Below are 17,165 nucleotides of genomic sequence, written 5' to 3'. Positions count from 1 at the left end.
GCATCGGCTCCGGCGTCGTCGTCGGCGAGCACGACCTGCCACGCCTCCACGTCGCGCTCGGTGACGGTGGTGGGAGACTCCAGGTGGTAGGCCCCGCTGGGCAGTACGCCGGCACCACCGTGGCGCGCCAGCACGGCGAGCTGGGCGGCGACGTCCTCGCCCTGGTGCTGCTCCGGCACCCGGCGCCAGAAGTCGAAGCCACCGGAGTCGACCAGCTTGGCGCGGTCGTACAGCACGCAGCCCCCGATCCAGGAGACCTGGTACGCACGCCAACTGCCCTCGGGCAGCGCCAGCGCCTCGGTGACGTGCAGCAGGTTCGCCGCCGAGTGGATCTGCGCCCGGTCCCACTCGGGCGTGCCCGGGCGAACCCGTTCCGGCACGGGCCGGCCGGTCCACTCCTGGTAGTGCCGGTGCGTCTGCGGTCGTACGTCGTCCAGGTAGGACAGGCCGTGCACCGCGTTGCCGACGAAGCCGCAGCCCAGCTCCTCGATCGCGGTGACCAGCCGGCGTAGCGTTCCCGGTTCCAGCCATACGTCGTCGTCGAGACAGAGCACGTACCGGGCGGCGGACGCGGCGAGCAGAGCCGCCCGGTGTTCGGCCAGGCCGCGCCGGGGCAGCCGGCGGGTCAGCAGCACCGGGTGGCCACGGTGGCGCAGTGCCCGGACCATGGTGGCCGCGGCCGGGTGAACGTACCCGGGCTCGCCGTCGGACTGGTCGCTGACCACCACGCCGAACCCCGGCACCCCCTCCTGGGCGGCGAGTCCGGAGAGGGTGACGGCCAACTCGGCGGGACGGTCACGGGTCGGTACCAGCACGTCGAGCAGGCGGTCGGCACGGAAATCCTCGAGCGAGCCGGCGTCCAGCGGTCGGTTCACGGCGTCTTGCCGGTCACCGGCGGTGCCGTCACGCCGGTCGGCGGGCTGCCGGCGACGACCTCCGCCGCGCCCTGCTGACCGTACGCCCGGATCCGCTCGATGATCGCGGAGGTGGAGCGGTCCGGCACGTAGCCGAGGGTGCGTACCTGGCCGCCCAACCGCTGCACCAGCGGCGCCTCCGGCACCAGCTCCGGCGGGTAGTCGCCGCCCTTGACGTAGACGTCCGGTCGGACGGCTTCGATCAGCTTGGCCGGCGAGTCCTCCTCGAAGACCACCACGTGGTCCACGCAGGACAGCGCGGCGAGCAGGGCGGTGCGATCCTCGATCGGGTTGATCGGCCGGTCCGGCCCCTTGAGTCGTCGTACGCTGTCGTCGGAGTTGACCGCCACCACCAGCAGGTCACCGAGAGCGCGGGCCTGTTCCAGGTAGCGCACGTGCCCCCGGTGCAGCACATCGAAGCAGCCGTTGGTGAAGACGACGGAGCGGCCCGCTCGGCGGTGCTCGGCGATGATCGTGGTCAGCCCTTCGGCGCCGACCAGCACCTGCTGACCGTCGCCGCCGGGCACCGGCCGGCCCAGCGCGGCCAGCAGGTCCTCCCGGTGGCAGACGCAGGTGCCGGTGCCGGCAACGGTGCTCGTCGCGGCGAGCTGAGCCAGCTGAGCGGCGATCGACAACGGCGCGTCAGCGGCCAGCGCCAACGTCATGGCCGCCAGGTACGCGTCCCCGGCACCGACGGCGTGGCTGGCCGGCACCGGAATGCTGTGGCTGCGTGCCGGCTGCCCGTCGGCGCCGCCGACCACCGCGCCGTCGGTGTCCAGGGTCACCGCGACCACCTCCGCGCCGGTGTGGGCGCGCAGCTCGGCGAGCCGGGACGCGGCCAGCATCGCCCGGTCCACGCCGGCACCGGCGTCGGCGTTCACGGTCACGCCGGTGCCGGTCACGCTGAGCCCGTCCCGGGTCATCGCCACCCGCCCCTCGCCCGGGGTGGGTTCGCCGGTCGGCCCGTCGGTACGCCGCAGTCCCGAGCCGCCGGGCGCGGCGCCGACGGTCAACTCGGACGGGCCGTCGAACGGGTCGACCTCCGGATGCTCCAGGTGCAGATGGCGGCCGCCGCCCTCGCGGACGCCAGCCGTGCCACCCTGATCCGCGCCGATCGCATGGCTCGTGTCGGTCGCTTGGCTCGTGTCGCTGCCCACGCCGTCACGGCCACCGGCTGCGGAGGGCGGCGTGGCGGCGGCCCTTGCACCGGTGCGGGCGCGGGCCAGCAGCCGGGCTGCCTCGGCGAAGCTCGGGGTCACCACGGTCGGGGCGAGGCCAGCCCAGTCGGCGAGGTCGTGCGCGTCCAGGGCGACGGTGGCGTACCGGTCCCGTTCCGCGACCAGCCAGGCGCGTACCGGCGCGGGCAGGGCACCCAGGCCGTAATCGCAGATCACCAGGGCCGGGGCGGCGTCCCCGGCTACGGCCTGCAACTCCTCGGTCGCGCATTCGAGGGCGGTCAGCAGGCAGTCAACCCCGACGTCGCTGAGCGGATCGTCCGGTTCGCCGGAGTCCTCCCGTAGCAGGATCTGGTCGCCGGCCAGCATCCGGCGCTTGATCGGGGTGGGGCGGCCGGGCTGGCTGACCGTGCGGTCCCAGACGCCCGCCCGGTCCAGGCAGTCGTGCAATTCGTCGCCGGCGACATCCGCCCCGACCGGTGCGACGAGCACCGACCGCCCGCCCAGCATGGCGATGTTGACGGCGGTGTTGGCGGCCCCGCCCGCGGCGGAGATGCGGCGGCGCAGGGTGAGGACCGGGGCCGGGGCCTCCCGGCACAGCCGGTCCGAGTCGGCGAACCGCCATTCGTCGAGCATGGCGTCACCGATCACCAGCACCGGGCGCCCACGCCAGCTCTGCACGATATCGGCGAGTCGGAGGTGATCCGCTGCTCGTGCCATGCCGGCGGATCCCCCCGGCCAGGGGAGTCAAACCTGCCGCTCGGGGCGCAGGAAGCCGAACCCGCAGGGACAGCGCGCTGCGAGCCGGCACAACGGCGCGGCAAGGAAGAGGTGTTAAGAAGGGGCCCTTCCTCTACCGGAGGCGTTAATAAGGGGCCCTTCCTTGCAAGAACTACTTCAGGATCAGGCGGTTGGTCTGCTCGAAGACGTCCAGGTCGGCGAGGGTCTCCAGGACGCTGGCGGAGAGCGGGTGCGGCATGGCCCCGCGGTGGAAGAAGCCGGCGTCCGTGGTCTCGTCGGTGACCCGGGCCAGCTGACCGTCCCACTCCTCGACCCGGAACGCGGCGGTGAAGATCTGGTATGTGTGGCCGTACATGTTGGTGTGGGTGCGGTCCGGTCCGGTGTAGAGCGCGAAGGCGCTGACCCGCAGGGCGCGTAGACCGGTCTCCTCGCGTACCTCCCGCACGGCGCAGTCGGCGATCGACTCGCCGAGTTCCATGGCTCCGGCGGGCATCGCCCACTGTCCGTTGTCAGAGCGACGGATCAGCAGGATCCGGGCCGCGTTGTCGCGGACCACGGCACGGGCGCCGACGAACATCAACGTCCGGTCACCGGCCAGCGCGCGCAGTTGCCCGACGTACGAATCAGCCCAGGAGATGCTCACCCGGACAAATCTACGATGGCGGCCCGGGTGCGGCGGCCCGGATCTGCGAAAAACGCCCCGGCGTAACGCTTTACGGCGCATCATCGCCGTTAGGGACAGCGGCCTCGCACAGACCTCTCTCCCGGTGGGCGGCCCCGGCGTTCGCACCGCGCCGGGGCCGCCCGTTTCTCTGCGGGGCGACCCGCACCGTCAGTATCGCGAAACTTGTTCGGTTGTGTCCCGGTGATGGGTAAATCTGCCCGCTACTCACTGGCGCTGACCAGCACCTTTCCCACCACGGAGTCCTCTACCGCCTGATGCGCGGCGGCCGTGGCCGACAGCGGGTACCGGTGCAGCGGCAGGCCGTTCTCCTCGCCCACCCGAATGCCGCCCTGCGCGGCAGCCGCCGCGACGTCCACCACCGCCTGCGCCTTGGCCGCCTTCGGCAGGGTGTACACCAGCACGAACTGCCAACGGGCGTTCGGCGCCATCAACGGCCGGATCGGCAGCGTCACCTCGTCGCCGCCGTCGTCGGCGTAGACGCAGACCACCCCGCCGGGGTGCAGCAGTTGCACATCGGTGGCGGCGTTGCGCGCGGCGGAGACCTCCACGATCGCGTGCACCCCGTCGGGCGCGACTTTGCGGACCTCCTCGACCACGTCCTGTTCCCGATAGTTGATCACCATCGAGGCGCCGGCCGCTGCCGCCAGCTGCGCCTTCTCCGCACTGCTCACCGTGGCGATCACGCACGCGTCGGCCCACGCCGCGAGTTGGATCGCCGCGTTGCCCACCGCGCCCGCCCCGCCCTGCACCAGCACCGCATGGTCACTCAACGCGCCCGGACGCAGGCTCTCCGGCAGGTACTCCCCGGCGGTCAGGCAGCGGTGCGCGGTCAGGAACGGGATGCCCAGGCAGGCGCCCAGCTCGAAGGAGGCGTCACCGAGGCGTACCGCCTGGCGAACCGGCACCACGGTGTACTCGGCGGCGGTGCCCCAGGGCCGCTGCCAGGCCGCCTCCCAGAGCCACACCCGCTCGCCGACCAGGTCTTGGTCGACGCCCTCGCCGACCGTCTCGATGACCCCGGCGCCGTCCTGGCCGGGAATCCGCCAGCCGTCCGGCAGCGGCCACTGCCGGCGGGCCTTCCAGTCCGACGGGTTGACCCCGGAGTACGCGATGCGCACCAGCACCTCGCCCCGACCGGGTTCCGGCACCGGCCGGTCGACCAGTTGGAGCACCGAAGGGTCGCCCGTGTGCTCGTACACGATCGCCTTCATGCCGTTTCCTCCCGCTTCCCGCCACTGATCCATCACCGACCGTAGGCGGGCCGGGGGCCGGCCGGCAGAGGTTCAGCCGAGCCCGGCCACGACCTCCGGGGTCAGCTCGTCGATGGAGCCCAGCACCGCCGCCGCCAGCCGCTGCGCGTCCGGATCGAGCGGGTACGAGCCGTGCGGCACCACCACCACGATCATCCCCGCCGCGGCGGCGGAGCGTACCCCGTTGGAGGAGTCCTCCACCGCCACGCAGCGCGCCGGGTCGACGCCGAGCTGCCGCGCCACGGTCAGGTAGACGTCCGGTGCCGGTTTGCCGCGCTCGGTCTGCTCCGTCGACAGTGTGGTCCGAAAGGAGTCGGTCAGGTCAGTGGCGGCCAGCGCCGCCGCGATCAGTCGGGTCGGCGAGGAACTGGCCAACCCCAGCGGCCACCGCGCGGCCAGCCGGCGCACCACCTGGTCGGCCCCGTCGATCAGCGGTACGCGGGCGGCGTACCGCTGGGCCATCTCCTCGACCACCTCGGCGGCGACCTGCTCGGCGGTACGTCGTACGCCCAGTTCACCGCTGAGGTACCGGGCCCACTCACCGGTGCTCATCCCCATCAGCCGGCGCTGGGTGTCGTCCTGCCAGGTGCCCCCGTGCTCGGCCACGTACGCCCGGCGGACCTCCTCCCAGACCGGCTCCGAATCCACGATCACGCCGTCAAGGTCGAACACCACCGCATCCACCGTCACTCTCCCATCCTCCCTTCCCCGCCCCAGGAGTAAGGAAGGGCCCCCTTTTAACGCCTGGTGTAGAGGAAGGGCCCCCTTTTAACTTCTGGGGCCGGGGAGGCCGATCGGGTTGTCGGAGGGGATGACCCGGTGAGCGGCGTCGGCGAGGGGGGCGAGGAGGGTACGGAGGCGGTCCAGGGCGGCGGGGTCGAGGGCTTGCCAGGGGCGGGCGGCAGCGGCGTCGGTGGCGTCCTCGACGGCTTGGAAGCCGGCCCGGCCGTGTTCGGTGGGCTCGCCGTCAGTGGTGAGCCAGCCTCGGGCGGCCAGCCGGTCGCGGGCCTGCGTCCATTCCTGCTCGGACCAGCCCCGACGGAGTAGGGGCTCCGGCGGCATGCCGGTGGCGACCCGCCAGGCCAACGTCTCCGCCGGGTCGAGGTCGGCAGCGACCAGCGCCGCGACGTGCCCGTCGCCCCGATGCTCGCGCAGCGTGGTCGCGGCCTGCCAGAGCCGGGCCAGCGGATACTCACCGCGCGGCAGGGCGGCGTTGGCCGCGCCGAGCACCCGGCCGGGGGCCGTTCCGACCGCCGCGGCGGCGGTCTCAAGCAACTCGGCGCTCTCCGTCAGGTGTCGCTCGGGCAGTTCGTACGTCAACTCGGCCAGCGCCTGCACTGCCCCGGTGAGCCGGGCCCGCAGCGCCTCCTCGGGGGTGGCCAGCTGCCACACCGCGGGCAGGGCCCGGGCCACCACGTGCGGGGCGAAGGTGAAGAAGGCGGCGATCACCGGTGCGGGACCGACCGGCCCGAGCGGCGCGGCCCGGCCGGCGAAGTAGCCCCGCCAGAAGCCGCGCAGCCCGGCCGCCTCGTACGCGGCCCGGGCCCGCGGGTGGAAGTAGGTGACCGCGTGCACCGGCTCGTAGCAGGTCCACATCAACCGGGCGACCTGCCCCGGGCTGTCCAGCGCCGTCACCCGTGCCCCCTACTGCGCGGCGAGAATGTCCACCACGAAGCGCAACGGGCCCTCCGGGCCGTTGCCGTCCGGGTATGCCTGCTCGGCCGGGATGTCGAGTTGCACCCGGCTGCCCACGGTCACCCCGACCAGGCCCTTGTCCCAACCCTCAATGACCCGCCCGGCGCCGATCGGAAGGGCCAACGGCTCGCCCCGCTCCCACGAGGAGTCGAACTCCTCACCGCTCTCGTAGAACACGCCCACGTAGTTGGCGGTGATCGTCTGGCCCGCCGCGACCTTCGGCCCGGTGCCCTCGATCAGCGAGGTGACGGTGAGCTCGGTCAACTTGCCCTCACCGGCGGCGACGGTCGGCTTGCTGCCCAGGGCCGGGTCGGCGCCCTCCGGCAGTTGCGGGGCGGGAGGCGCCGCCGGGTCGGCAAGATCGGTCGGCGAGGCGGAGGCAGTGCCGGCTGCCTGTTCGGGCGAGTCGTCGCCACCGCGCTGCCCGATGATCACGAACACGGTGATCAGCACCCCGGCCACGGCGACCGCGGCGAGGGCGCCGGCCCAGGCCTGCCGGCGGCGCTTGGCCTCGGCCGCCTTCTGCTCGGCCAACTGTTCGGCCAGTCGCCGCCGTGCCTTGCTCTCCTGCCCGCCCGCGTGCTCGCTCACGTCCTCGACTCCCTGATGAGAGATGGATGCGTCCGGGCCACGGACGCCGTCGCCGACACACGGTACCTGGTGTCGCGCGTACCTCCGACGATTGATCGTGGCCCGTGGGATTCCTGAGCCGGCTGGGACAGGAGTGCGGGGTCGGAAACGATTCCCGGCCCCGCACCGCTTGCCGACGCCGCGTGAGCGCAGACAGGGCGGATCACCAAGAGGTCGGCTTGCCCCTCTGGAACAACCACACCTCGAAGAAGGCGGTCAGATCCTTCCCGGACTCCCGCTCGGCCAGCGCGATGAAGTCGGACGTGGCGGCGTGGCTGTGCCGGTGGAGCTCCGCCCACTGCCGCAGGATGCGGAAGAAGGCGTCGTCACCGACCTTGCCGCGCAGCGCGTGCAAGGCCATCGCACCCCGGTTGTACGGGGCACTGCTGAACATGTCCATCGGCCCGGGATCGGCGAGGAGGATCTGCCAGAACGGCGACGAGGCCGCCCGCCCGTAGTTGCTGCTGCTGTTGAACGTCTGCTCGACCGTCGCCCCGCCGTTGTACTCGGTGTACATCCACTGGCCGTACGTGGCGAAGCCCTCGTTGAGCCAGATGTCCTTCCAACTCTCCGGCGAGACGCTGTTGCCGTACCACTGGTGGGCGATCTCGTGGGCCATGGTGCCGGCGCTCGCCGTGTTGGAGAAAATCGGCTTCGTCTGGGTCTCCAGGGCATAGCCCACCTGCGGGGCGTAGTCGACGATCGCCCCGGTGGAGGCGAACGGGTACGGCCCGAACAGCTCGGTGAAGAACTCCATCATCCGCGGGATCTGGGACACCGCGTTGGCCGAGCCGGCGACCAGGCGCGGATCGATCGCCACGTACGACGGGACGCCGCTGGGCGTGACCGACTCGGTGACCTGGAACCGGCCGATCGTGACCGTCGCCAGGTAGGTCGCCATCGGCTCGGTGTTGTCCCAGACGTACGTGGTCCAGCCGTTGCGGGTCCGTTGGGAGCGGAGTTGGCCGTTGCCGACGGCGGTGAGCCCCTCCGGCACCCGTGCGGTGAACCGGAAAGTGGCCTTGTCGGTCGGGGTGTCGTTGCTCGGCAGCCAGGCGGGCGTGCCCTGCGGCTCGCCGACGACGAAGGCGCCGTCGTCGGTCGGGATCCAGCCCTCGATCGACCCGTCCGGGTCGGTCACGGGTCCGGGTACGCCGGCGTACTTCACCACCACCGTGAACGTCTGCCCGGTCTTCGGCTTCGGTCGGGGGGTGATGACTAGTTCCTGGCCGTCGCGGGTGAAGCCGTTCTTCTTCCCGTTCACCGTCACCGAGGAGACCGCCGGACCCCGGAAGTCCAGGTTGAACTGATCAAGATCCTGGGTCGCCCGCGCGGTGATCGTCGCGGTGGCGTCCATGAACCGGGTCTCCGGATCGTACGAGAAGTCAAGATCGTAGTGCTGTACGTCGTACCCGCCGTTGCCCTGATCAGGGAAGTACGGGTCGCCGACGCTCGGTGCACCGGGTGAGAAGCGGGGAGCGCCGGGGTTACCGGGTGCGGCACCGGCCGGGCTCGGCACCACCAGTGAGCCGGCGGCCAACAGGATGGCGGTGGCCAGCGCGGCACCACGCAGTCGGGGGATCGTCATGAGAATCCTCTCCGTGGGGGATGCCGCGCAGCGTAAAATTCACAAGATCCCCGGTCAATGACCTGACGTGTTCGGTTCATGACCGCCGGGCGACGGGCAGGTTCGCGCCGCGGCTGCCCGCACGATCGGTTGCGACAAGCGTCGTCCCCGGACGCGCTCGCGCTGTCCCTGTCGAGCTGAATCGTTGATGCCGTCAGGTGCGGGCCCTTTGGGTCTGCGTGTGCTGTCCGCGGTAGCGCCCGCCCGGGTCGTCGCCTTGCCCCCTGTCGAGCTGAACCGTTGACGCCATCAGGTGCGGGCCGCTGGTCGCTGTCCGGCCGAGGCCGCGATCCGTTGGCGCTCTCAGCTCGACAGGGCCGGCGTACGGCGGTAGGGCTCGGCCTTCTGCCGGGCGTTCCACTCCCGACAGGAGGCGCCCGCCAGCGAGGCGGGCGGGCGGGCGCCCAAGCTTGGGCGGGGTACCAGAGGATCGGATCCGAGTCCGCAGGTTGTGGCGGATCGCGGACGGGTGAGGTGCCACCATCCGCCGCAACCGGATCTTGACGCGAGTGCGGTCAGGCGGTCTTGCGGGGGGCGGCCTTCTTCGGAGCGGCCTTCTTGGCGGTGGCCTTCTTCTCCGCCTTCTTCTCCGCCTTCTTCGCGCCCTCGGTCTTCTTGGCACCCTCGGCCCGCTTACGGGTGGGCGCCTTGGCGGCGGCCTTCTTCGCCGGGGCCTTGGCCGCCTTCTTCTGCGCGGAGCGCGCGGACGTGATCGGGGTCGGCTCACCGGCACCACCACCGGTCGCCGCACCCGCCTCGCCGCGAGCCGCGCGGGCCCGTTCGACGGACGCCTTGAGCGCGGCCATCAGGTCGACGGCGGCGGCCGGCGCCTCCTCCACCTCCTCCGGCTGGACCACCTCGCGGCCCTCCACCTTCGCGTCGATGACCTCCTGCAACGCCGCCCGGTAGTCGTCGGTGAACTCGTCCGGATGGAACTCGGCGGCCATCGAGTCGATCAGCGAGGTGGCCATGGCCAACTCCGGCGGCCGGAGTTTCAGGTCCTCGCCGAGAAAGCCGAAGTCGGGCTTTCGGATCTCGTCGGGCCAGAGCATGGTGTTCAGCAGCAGCACGCCGTCGCGGACCCGCAGGGTGGCCAGCTGTTCCCGCTGGCGCAGCGCCACCTTGACGATCGCCACCCGCTCGGAATCGGTCAGTGCGTCCCGCAACAGCAGGTACGGCTTGGTCGCTGTCCCCTCGGGCTCCAGGAAGTACGCCTTGTTGTACAGGATCGGATCGACCTGCTCGGCCGGGACAAACTCCAGGACGTCGATCGCGCGGGAGGTGCTCAGCGGCAGGTCCGCGAAGTCCTCGTCGGTGAGGATCACCATCTCGCCGCCGCCGATGTCGTAGCCCTTGGCGATGTCGTCGTAGCTGACCTCCTCGCCGCAAACCTGGCAGACGCGCTTGTACCGGATCCGCCCGCCATCCTCCCGATGCACCTGGTGGAACCGGATGTCCTTTTCCTCAGTCGCCGAGTAGAGCTTGACCCCGATCGAGACCAGCCCGAACGACACGGCTCCCTTCCAGATGGCCCGCATCCTGCGCCCCCTTCCCCGGTATCGACCATGCTCGCACCAGATGGAACCGGGCGCGAGGCGTTCGGCCTGGTACTACAGTCGGAACGTGTCCGGCGCGCCGCTCAAGCCGATGCTCGCGATGACCGGGCAACTCCCGGCCGGCGCGGGCTGGGCGTACGAATTCAAGTGGGACGGCGTACGCGCGCTCGCCGACATCGCCGCCGGGCGGCAACGCCTCTACGCCCGCTCCGGCGTGGAAATCACCACCGCGTACCCCGAACTGATCCCGCTCGCCGAGCAGGTGGACGACGCACTGCTCGACGGGGAGGTGGTGCTCTTCGACCAGGCCGGGCGGCCCTCGTTCACCGCCCTGGCCGAGCGGATGCACGTGCGCAACCCGGCGAAGGCGGCCCGGCTGGCGGCAACCATCCCCGTCACGTACATGATCTTCGACCTGATCCGGCTGGGCGGCGCGGACCTCACCGGGTGGCCGTACGCCCGGCGCCGCGAGGCCCTCGACGAGCTGGGGCTGGGCGCGGCGCGGTGGGCCGTCCCGCCGGCCTTCACCGACGGCCCGGCCACCTACGCGGCAGCGGGCGAGCACGGCCTGGAGGGGGTGATGGCCAAGCGGCTCGGCTCGGCCTACCGGCCCGGGGTTCGCTCGCCCGACTGGCTCAAGGTCAAGCTGGAGGTGACCGGCGACTTCGTGGTCGGCGGCTGGCGACCTGGCGCGCGGCGGATCGGCGGTCTGCTGGTCGGGGTGCCCGGTGCCGGCGGGCGGTTGATCTACCGGGGTCGGGTCGGCGGCGGGATCGGCGCCGCCCTGGAACGGGAGTTGCTGCGCGAACTGGAGCCGCTGCGCACCACCGGGTCGCCGTTCGCCGGCGACGTGCCCCGAGAGGACGCCCGGGGTGCGATCTGGGTGACTCCGCTGGTGGTGGTGGAGGTCAAGTACGGCCAGCGCACACCGGACGGGCGGCTGCGGTTTCCCCGGATTCTGCGGCTGCGGCCGGACAAACCGGCCGAGGAGGTCGAAGATGCCAGCTGACCGGCTCCGCGTCGAGGTCCAGGGCCGTACGCTGAGCTTGTCCAATCTGGACAAAGTGCTCTATCCGGCGGCCGGCTTCACCAAGGGTGAGGTGATCGACTACTACACCCGGGTCGCCCCGGTGCTGCTGCCCCACCTGGCCGATCGGGCGCTGACCCGGATCCGCTACCCGAACGGGGTGGAGAGCAACTCGTTCTTCGAGAAGAACGCCCCCGCCGCCACCCCCGGCTGGGTGCGCACCGAGACGCTGCCCGCCCCCGGGTCGAGTAAGGGGCGGGAGACCATCGACTACGTGGTCGCCGACGACCTGCCCACCCTGGTCTGGCTGGCCAACCTCGCCGCGCTGGAACTGCACACGCCGCAGTGGAAGATCGGCGAACACCCGGACCTGATGGTGGTGGACCTGGATCCGGGTGACCCGGCCGGGCTGCAGGAGTGCTGCACGGTGGCGATCCTGATGCGCGACCGGCTCGCCGCCGACGGCGTCGACGCGTACCCGAAGACCTCCGGCAAGAAGGGCATGCAGCTCTGCTGCCCGATCGCCGCGACCCAGTCCGCCGACGACGTGTCAGCGTACGCACGGCGGATCGCCCAGGAGTTGGAACGCGAACACCCCAAGCTGATCGTGTCGAAAATGGCGAAGAAGCTGCGCCCCGGCAAAATCTTCATCGACTGGAGCCAGAACAACGCGGCGAAGACCACGGTCGCGCCGTACTCGCTGCGCGCCCAGGCCGTGCCGTCGGTTTCCACCCCGCTGACCTGGGAGGAGGTTTCCGCCGGTGCGGCGGGCAAACGGCCGTCGGCGCGCCCGTACACCGCCGCCGAGGTGCTCGACCGCATCGACGAGCACGGCGACCTCCTCACCCCCCTCCTCCACGGCGGCCCCCCGCTCCCAAGGTAGGAAGGTGCAAGGAAGGGCCCCCTATTAACGCCTGCGGTAGAGGAGGGGCCCCTTCTTAACTACCGGCACCGATTCACGGGTCCACGCTGGACAGCAGGCGCCGCTAAACTCCCCGACGACAGTTGCCGATGTTGCGAGGCGGGGGAGTATCGATGGGTGAAAGGACACGTCGGCTGACTGCCGGCGCGATCGGAGTGTTTCTCAGCCTGGCGCTCGGGGCCGCGCCGCCAGCGAATGCGAGTGAGCCGGACGCGGTGGTCCCACTGATCATCGGGGGAGAGGACGCGACGCAGCCCTACCCGCCGATCACCTCGCTCCAGCTCGACCGGGACGGCACCTTCGGCCACCACTGCGCGGCGGTGCTCGTTCACCCGCGATACGTCGTCACCGCCGCGCACTGCATCACGGACTGGGATGCGGAGCCGCTCGATCCCGCAACGCTGCGGATCCGTGCCGGCTCGGCCCAGCACGCGGCCGGAGGGCGGATCGTGGCGGTCACCAAGGTCGTGCCGCACCCGGCGTGGGACTGGCACGCGGACGACGGCCTCGGGGCGGACGTCGGCGTGCTCCGCCTGGCCGCCCCGGTGTGGCTGCCGCGCTACCCGATCCTCGGCCGGTCGCCCGCGATCGGATCCACCGTGCGGGAGATCGGCTGGGGGTCCACCGAGCCGGTGTTCGCCGGCCCGATGCCCGCCACGTTGCAGCAACTGGACCGCTGGGTGCTACCGCCCGAGGAGTGCGCCGGCGGGGGCATCACCGCTGACGAGATCTGCATCGGTGGGGCCCCCGGCGGAGCGTGTTTCGGTGACAGCGGAGGGCCGGGGCTGTACCGGATCGGCCGAACCTGGTCGGTGGTGGCCGGCACCAGCCGGGTCGGGGTGGACTGGCAGAGCGGCACGTACTGCGGGGTGCAGATGATCTACACCGACCTGACCTTCCACCGGTCCTGGATCCGCAGCGTGACACGCGGATCCGGAGCGTGACACGCGGTTCCGGAGCGTGACACGCGGCGGCTCCACGACCTAGCCGAGGCGATCGTGGTCGTCGAGGACCTCGGCGACCACGCGCTGGTTGGCGGTGGCCAGTTCCGGCCGGGTGTCGAGGTTCTGCCGCAGAAGCAGCAGCGCCTTCCACAGTGCCCAGCCACGGGCCCGTGCCCAGGTGCCCTCGTCCTGCTCGACCGTCTCCCGAAAGGCGTGCCGGCTGGTGCCGGAGAACATCGTCCAGGAAATCACCAGATCACAGGCCGGATCGCCGACGCCGGACGTGCCAAAGTCGATGACCGCACTCAGTTTCCCACGCTCCGCGACCAGCAGGTTGCCCACGGCGATGTCGCCGTGGAACCACACCGGTTGCCCGCGCCACTCAGCGGCCAGGGCGGCCTCCCACACGGCGGCGGCCCGGTCCACGTCGATGTGATCGATCAGGACGGCCAGGTGGCGCCGGGTCTGTTCGTCGTAGTACGCCGGTGAAGCGCCTCGGTGGAAACTGTGCTCCCCGGCGGCCGGACCGCCGGTGGAATCGCAGCCCTGCAGGGCGCGGAGGAACTCGGCCACCGCGACGGCGAACCGGGGCAGGTCGTCGATGCGCCCCCGGTCGGCCGTCGTACCGGGCAGCCAGCCGCGTACCGACCACGGGAACGGGTACCCCTCGCCGGGGACGCCCATCCCGAGGATCGGTGGGACGGCGACCGGTAGCTGCGGCGCGAGCCGGGGCAGCCACACGTGCTCCTTGGCCACGGCGGGGACGTAGCCGGCCGCGGTGGGCAGTCGTACGGTCAACTCCTCGCCCAGGCGGTACGTCCGGTTGTCGTGGCCGTCGACTTCGACCGGGGTCACCGGAAGGTCGGCCCAGTGCGGAAACTGGGCCGCGATCAGGCGTCGCACCAGCGCGGCGTCGATCCCGGCGCGACCGTCGGGAGGAGGCGGAGACATGCCGCGATCCTCATTTCGCCACGGCACTCCGGCAAGGCATTATCGACGGATGGAGCCCGTTCCCGTGTTGTCTGCCGCTGGCCTCGCCGAGCAGGACCGGCCGCTGCTGACCCACCTCGACCACCGGACTGGTGAGCGGCGCGACCTGACCCCCGCCGAACTGGGCCGCTGGTCGGCGCGGGCCGCCGGGCTGCTGCGCGACGGGTGCGGGCTGGCCCCGGGCAGCCGCGTGGCGGTGCTGCTGCCGCCGCACTGGCGTACCGCTGCGGTGTTGTTGGGGGCCTGGGCGGTGGGGATGGCGGTGTCGTTCCGGCCGCGCGCCACCGCCGGGCTGCCGGTGCTCGAGCCCGGCGGAGAGCGACCGTACGATGCGGTCTTCGCCACGCCGGAACGGCTCGACGACTGGCTGGAGGACGTACCCGAGGGGGTGCACCGCTACCTCGTCGGCACCGGCCCGGAGCCGCTGGCCGAGGTGCCCGGCGGGTGGCTCGACTGGTCGGTGGAAGTGCTGCGACACGACGGTGCCCCGGCGGATCGCCCTGTGCTGCACGCGTCCGATTCGGCCAGCCCGGACGGCACCAGCTACGCACAGTGGGGTGCGGTGGCCAGGGAGGTGGCCGACCAGCTCGACCTGCGCGTCGGTGACCGGCTGCTGGTCGACGCCGCCGAGCACGACCAGCCGCTGAAGTGGCTGCTCGCCCCGCTGTCGGCCGGTGCGTCGGTCGTGCTCTGCGCCAACCTCGACCCGTCCCGCAGGGACGCCCTGATCGTCGCGGAGGGCGTAACCCGGGTGCTCTGACGGGCCTCACTCGGCGTCGAGCTGTTCGAGCAGGTCGACGGCGGCCCGCATGTAGCCGCTGATCCAGCGGTCGTGGATGCGTTTGATCGGCAGCGGGGCGAGCGACAGGTGGCGTTCCCGGCCCACCTTGCGCCCGGTCACCAACCCGGCGCGTTTCAGCACCCGCAGGTGTTGCAGCACGGTGGTGCGGTCCAGTTCGGGCAGTAGAGCGCAGAGCGAGCCCGTCGTCTGCGGGGACGCCTTGAGCGCGTCGAGCATCCGTCGACGTGTCGGCGAGGCGAGCGCCTTGAACACCAGATCGTCGTCGTCCGTGTCCTTGTCGCCCGAGCCAGTCATGTTGTAAAAATACAACATGACTACGGATGGCACACTCACGGAACTTTCCTTCACCGTCTCCGGGCACATCGCGCGTCCGCGCGCCGAGGTGTACGAGGCCGTCGCCGACCCGGCGCAGCTCTCGCGGTACTTCACGACGGGCGGAGCGCGGGGGAGGCTGGAACCGGGGAAGCAGGTCGTCTGGGATTTCCACGACTTCCCGGGCGCCTTCCCGGTCACGGTGGCCGAGGCCGACCCGCCGCGCCGGATCGTCATCGAGTGGGACAGCGAGGCGACCACGAGCGACAGCGGCAACACTCGGGTCGTCTTCGAGTTCGAGTCGATCGACGACGACACCCGGACCCTGGTCACCATCACCGAAACGTCCTGGCAGCCGACCCCCGAGGGCGCTCGGGCCGCGTTCGGCAACTGCGCGGGGTGGACGGGCATGCTCGCCGCCTGCAAAATCTGGCTGGAGCACGGCATCAACCTGCGCGAAGGCTTCTACAAGTGAGCCCGTCCTGACAGTCACCCGATCCCGGGCACTCGAGGTCGGTCGAGCCCCGGCACGCGTCGTGAGGAGGGCGCGGTGTGGTCGACCGGCAGCGCACACCGCCCGCCGCCGGGCAGCCGCCGGTCGCAGAACACCCAATGGCGTACGCACTGCTGGTCCTCGGTCGAGACCGTCACCCCGCCCGGCTCGACCCGTGCGTTCAGCCGGGCCAGCACCCGTGCGGCGGTCCGCGCGAAGATCCGGGCCCGCATCAGATCGGGCGCGCTGACCGGCAGATGGATCACCCAACGCTCGGTCATCGGTACCGGTACCTCGCCGACTGGGCGCTCTGCCAGGCACGCAGCGCATCCTTGATCCGTACGTTCTCCTCCTGCACCGCAGCCACGGCGGCCTGCGCGGTGGCCAGTTCGTCGGCCACCCGGTGCAGGAAGGTGCGGATCTCGGCCGGGTCCAGGCCATGCCACCGAACGTTGAAGCACCGCTCGCGGATCTGCGCGGGCCGCAGCGGAAACGGGCCCGACGGCGGCGGTACCGCTGGTTCGGGGCTTGTCGCAGACCGGCGCAGCAGCCGGCGGATCAGGTTACGCACGCTGACCACCATTCGTGGGAGGTGACGGTGGAGGGGCGGCCTCCGCCGAGGGGGTCGGCGGAGACCGCCCGCGCCCGGTCGCCGCAGCCTCAATTGGCGGTACGACGACAGAGCCGCGCCGGGGAAGCGCGGAGGTGAGGTCTCGACGGCGATGCGAGACCGGTACGAGAGGCGCCAACCGACCGCATCAGCACCGCATCACCATGAGTGACGCTACCGATACCTATCACCTCTGTCAACGCTCTCTTACCTCTCGAATCTGGCCGGCCTCCTGCCTGCTGCTTCTCTGCTAGTCATTGCTCCTCTCTCACCTGGTGCTCGATACTGGGAGGGCCAACCGACTGCAAGGGGCCTTCACGTGCCGATTCCGCCAACCATGGACGAGTTGATCAAGGATCTGCTGAGGCGGATCGAGGTGGGCGAGTTCCAGCCCGGGTCACAGATTCCGTCCACCCAGGAGCTGTCCGACCACTACGACGTGTCGGTGTCGACGATCCATCGCGCGGTGGCGAGGCTGCGGCAGCAGGGTGTGCTGGTCGGCCGCCCAGGACGAGGCGTCTTCGTCGCTGAGTCGAACCGGCGCTGATCTTCTCAACTGATCCCGCTGCTGCCGGCGATGTGGTCCAGAGTTTCTGGACGGGTCTTCAAGGCGGCGCTTGACGGGCCGCATCCGCCGCTGCCAGGGCGCCCGGCCTAGCCCTTGCATTGCACCAGGACCGGACCACGCCGAACGCCCAGCGGCTGGCGCGAAAGCAGGGGCCCGAGCGGGCCGCATCAGAACGACAGCATTGACGGGGTGTGGTGGCAGCCGCAGGGTTGCGGTTCGATTAC

At 71.3% G+C, this 17,165-nt stretch carries 18 protein-coding genes and 1 pseudogene; 6 read left to right on the top strand and 13 right to left on the bottom strand.

All coding sequences use genetic code 11. The features are described from left to right. Window positions 1-26: 26 nt before the first annotated feature. The 9 genes and pseudogenes from Vqi01_RS08050 to ku all read right to left on the bottom strand — a co-directional run. Window positions 27-875, bottom strand: a pseudogene (locus Vqi01_RS08050) (glycosyltransferase family 2 protein); the annotation flags it as partial. Continuing rightward, a complete protein-coding gene (rfaE2, locus tag Vqi01_RS08045) occupies window positions 872-2,809 on the bottom strand; it encodes a D-glycero-beta-D-manno-heptose 1-phosphate adenylyltransferase (protein ID WP_204033979.1) in 1,938 nt (645 codons plus the stop codon). The pseudogene Vqi01_RS08050 and the gene rfaE2, both read right to left, overlap by 4 nt. Before the next feature lie 172 nt (window positions 2,810-2,981). Next, window positions 2,982-3,473, bottom strand: coding sequence for an NUDIX domain-containing protein (locus tag Vqi01_RS08040; protein ID WP_189042282.1), 492 nt, complete (start codon window positions 3,471-3,473; stop codon window positions 2,982-2,984). A gap of 242 nt (window positions 3,474-3,715) precedes the next feature. Beyond that, window positions 3,716-4,726 (bottom strand): NADPH:quinone reductase, encoded by a 1,011-nt coding sequence (locus tag Vqi01_RS08035; protein ID WP_204033978.1) that lies wholly within the window; start codon window positions 4,724-4,726, stop codon window positions 3,716-3,718. 72 nt (window positions 4,727-4,798) lie between these two features. After that, complete coding sequence (locus tag Vqi01_RS08030) at window positions 4,799-5,455, bottom strand: HAD family hydrolase (protein WP_204033976.1); 657 nt, start codon at window positions 5,453-5,455, stop codon at window positions 4,799-4,801. A gap of 78 nt (window positions 5,456-5,533) precedes the next feature. Further along, window positions 5,534-6,361, bottom strand: coding sequence for an SCO6745 family protein (locus Vqi01_RS08025; protein WP_204034122.1), 828 nt, complete (start codon window positions 6,359-6,361; stop codon window positions 5,534-5,536). Window positions 6,362-6,409: 48 nt separating this feature from the next. Further along, window positions 6,410-7,051, bottom strand: coding sequence for an FKBP-type peptidyl-prolyl cis-trans isomerase (locus tag Vqi01_RS08020; protein WP_204033975.1), 642 nt, complete (start codon window positions 7,049-7,051; stop codon window positions 6,410-6,412). A gap of 202 nt (window positions 7,052-7,253) precedes the next feature. After that, window positions 7,254-8,678 carry a M1 family metallopeptidase gene (locus Vqi01_RS08015; RefSeq protein ID WP_204033974.1) on the bottom strand — a complete coding sequence of 475 codons (1,425 nt, stop codon included), beginning with the start codon at window positions 8,676-8,678 and terminating at the stop codon, window positions 7,254-7,256. Between the two features lie 554 nt (window positions 8,679-9,232). Next, entirely contained in the window at window positions 9,233-10,255 is a 1,023-nt protein-coding gene (gene ku / locus Vqi01_RS08010) for a non-homologous end joining protein Ku (protein ID WP_204033973.1), read from the bottom strand. Between the two features lie 85 nt (window positions 10,256-10,340). Between ku and ligD (Vqi01_RS08005) the strand changes: the two genes are divergently transcribed. The 3 genes from ligD (Vqi01_RS08005) (at window position 10,341) to Vqi01_RS07995 (ending at window position 13,166) form a co-directional block, all read left to right on the top strand. Next, window positions 10,341-11,282 (top strand): non-homologous end-joining DNA ligase, encoded by a 942-nt coding sequence (gene ligD / locus Vqi01_RS08005; protein WP_204033971.1) that lies wholly within the window; start codon window positions 10,341-10,343, stop codon window positions 11,280-11,282. Beyond that, window positions 11,272-12,183: a non-homologous end-joining DNA ligase gene (gene ligD, locus Vqi01_RS08000; RefSeq protein ID WP_204033970.1), complete on the top strand. Its 912-nt coding sequence runs from the start codon at window positions 11,272-11,274 to the stop codon at window positions 12,181-12,183. Before ligD (Vqi01_RS08005) ends, ligD (Vqi01_RS08000) begins: the two co-directional genes overlap by 11 nt. A 152-nt stretch (window positions 12,184-12,335) precedes the next feature. Continuing rightward, window positions 12,336-13,166 carry a S1 family peptidase gene (locus tag Vqi01_RS07995; RefSeq protein WP_204033969.1) on the top strand — a complete coding sequence of 277 codons (831 nt, stop codon included), beginning with the start codon at window positions 12,336-12,338 and terminating at the stop codon, window positions 13,164-13,166. 39 nt (window positions 13,167-13,205) lie between these two features. On the opposite strand, the gene Vqi01_RS07990 is transcribed toward Vqi01_RS07995, so the two are convergent. After that, the gene (locus Vqi01_RS07990; protein ID WP_204033968.1) at window positions 13,206-14,117 is read right to left on the bottom strand and encodes an aminoglycoside phosphotransferase family protein; all 912 of its coding nucleotides are present in this window, start codon (window positions 14,115-14,117) and stop codon (window positions 13,206-13,208) included. Between the two features lie 49 nt (window positions 14,118-14,166). On the opposite strand from Vqi01_RS07990, the gene Vqi01_RS07985 reads away from it, so the two are divergent. Continuing rightward, window positions 14,167-14,916: a TIGR03089 family protein gene (locus Vqi01_RS07985; RefSeq protein WP_204033967.1), complete on the top strand. Its 750-nt coding sequence runs from the start codon at window positions 14,167-14,169 to the stop codon at window positions 14,914-14,916. Window positions 14,917-14,922: 6 nt separating this feature from the next. Here Vqi01_RS07985 and Vqi01_RS07980 read toward each other — a convergent pair whose 3' ends face one another. After that, window positions 14,923-15,252 (bottom strand): ArsR/SmtB family transcription factor, encoded by a 330-nt coding sequence (locus Vqi01_RS07980; protein WP_204033966.1) that lies wholly within the window; start codon window positions 15,250-15,252, stop codon window positions 14,923-14,925. A gap of 16 nt (window positions 15,253-15,268) precedes the next feature. Here Vqi01_RS07980 and Vqi01_RS07975 point away from each other — a divergent pair, with 16 nt between their 5' ends. Further along, a complete protein-coding gene (locus tag Vqi01_RS07975) occupies window positions 15,269-15,745 on the top strand; it encodes an SRPBCC family protein (RefSeq protein WP_204033965.1) in 477 nt (158 codons plus the stop codon). Window positions 15,746-15,759: 14 nt separating this feature from the next. On the opposite strand, the gene Vqi01_RS07970 is transcribed toward Vqi01_RS07975, so the two are convergent. Together Vqi01_RS07970 and Vqi01_RS07965 are read right to left on the bottom strand one after the other, a co-directional pair. Further along, window positions 15,760-16,044 carry a hypothetical protein gene (locus Vqi01_RS07970; protein ID WP_204033964.1) on the bottom strand — a complete coding sequence of 95 codons (285 nt, stop codon included), beginning with the start codon at window positions 16,042-16,044 and terminating at the stop codon, window positions 15,760-15,762. Next, window positions 16,041-16,343 (bottom strand): DivIVA domain-containing protein, encoded by a 303-nt coding sequence (locus Vqi01_RS07965; protein ID WP_204034121.1) that lies wholly within the window; start codon window positions 16,341-16,343, stop codon window positions 16,041-16,043. The genes Vqi01_RS07970 and Vqi01_RS07965 overlap by 4 nt, the downstream gene beginning before the upstream one ends. Before the next feature lie 349 nt (window positions 16,344-16,692). Between Vqi01_RS07965 and Vqi01_RS07960 the strand changes: the two genes are divergently transcribed. Beyond that, a complete protein-coding gene (locus tag Vqi01_RS07960) occupies window positions 16,693-16,920 on the top strand; it encodes a winged helix-turn-helix domain-containing protein (RefSeq protein ID WP_204033963.1) in 228 nt (75 codons plus the stop codon). Window positions 16,921-17,165: the final 245 nt, after the last annotated feature.

It is taken from the genome of Micromonospora qiuiae (assembly GCF_016863555.1).
GTDB lineage: Bacteria > Actinomycetota > Actinomycetes > Mycobacteriales > Micromonosporaceae > Micromonospora > Micromonospora qiuiae.
Note: the sequence above shows the minus strand (reverse complement) of the source record. Positions and strands in the feature narration are given on the sequence as shown.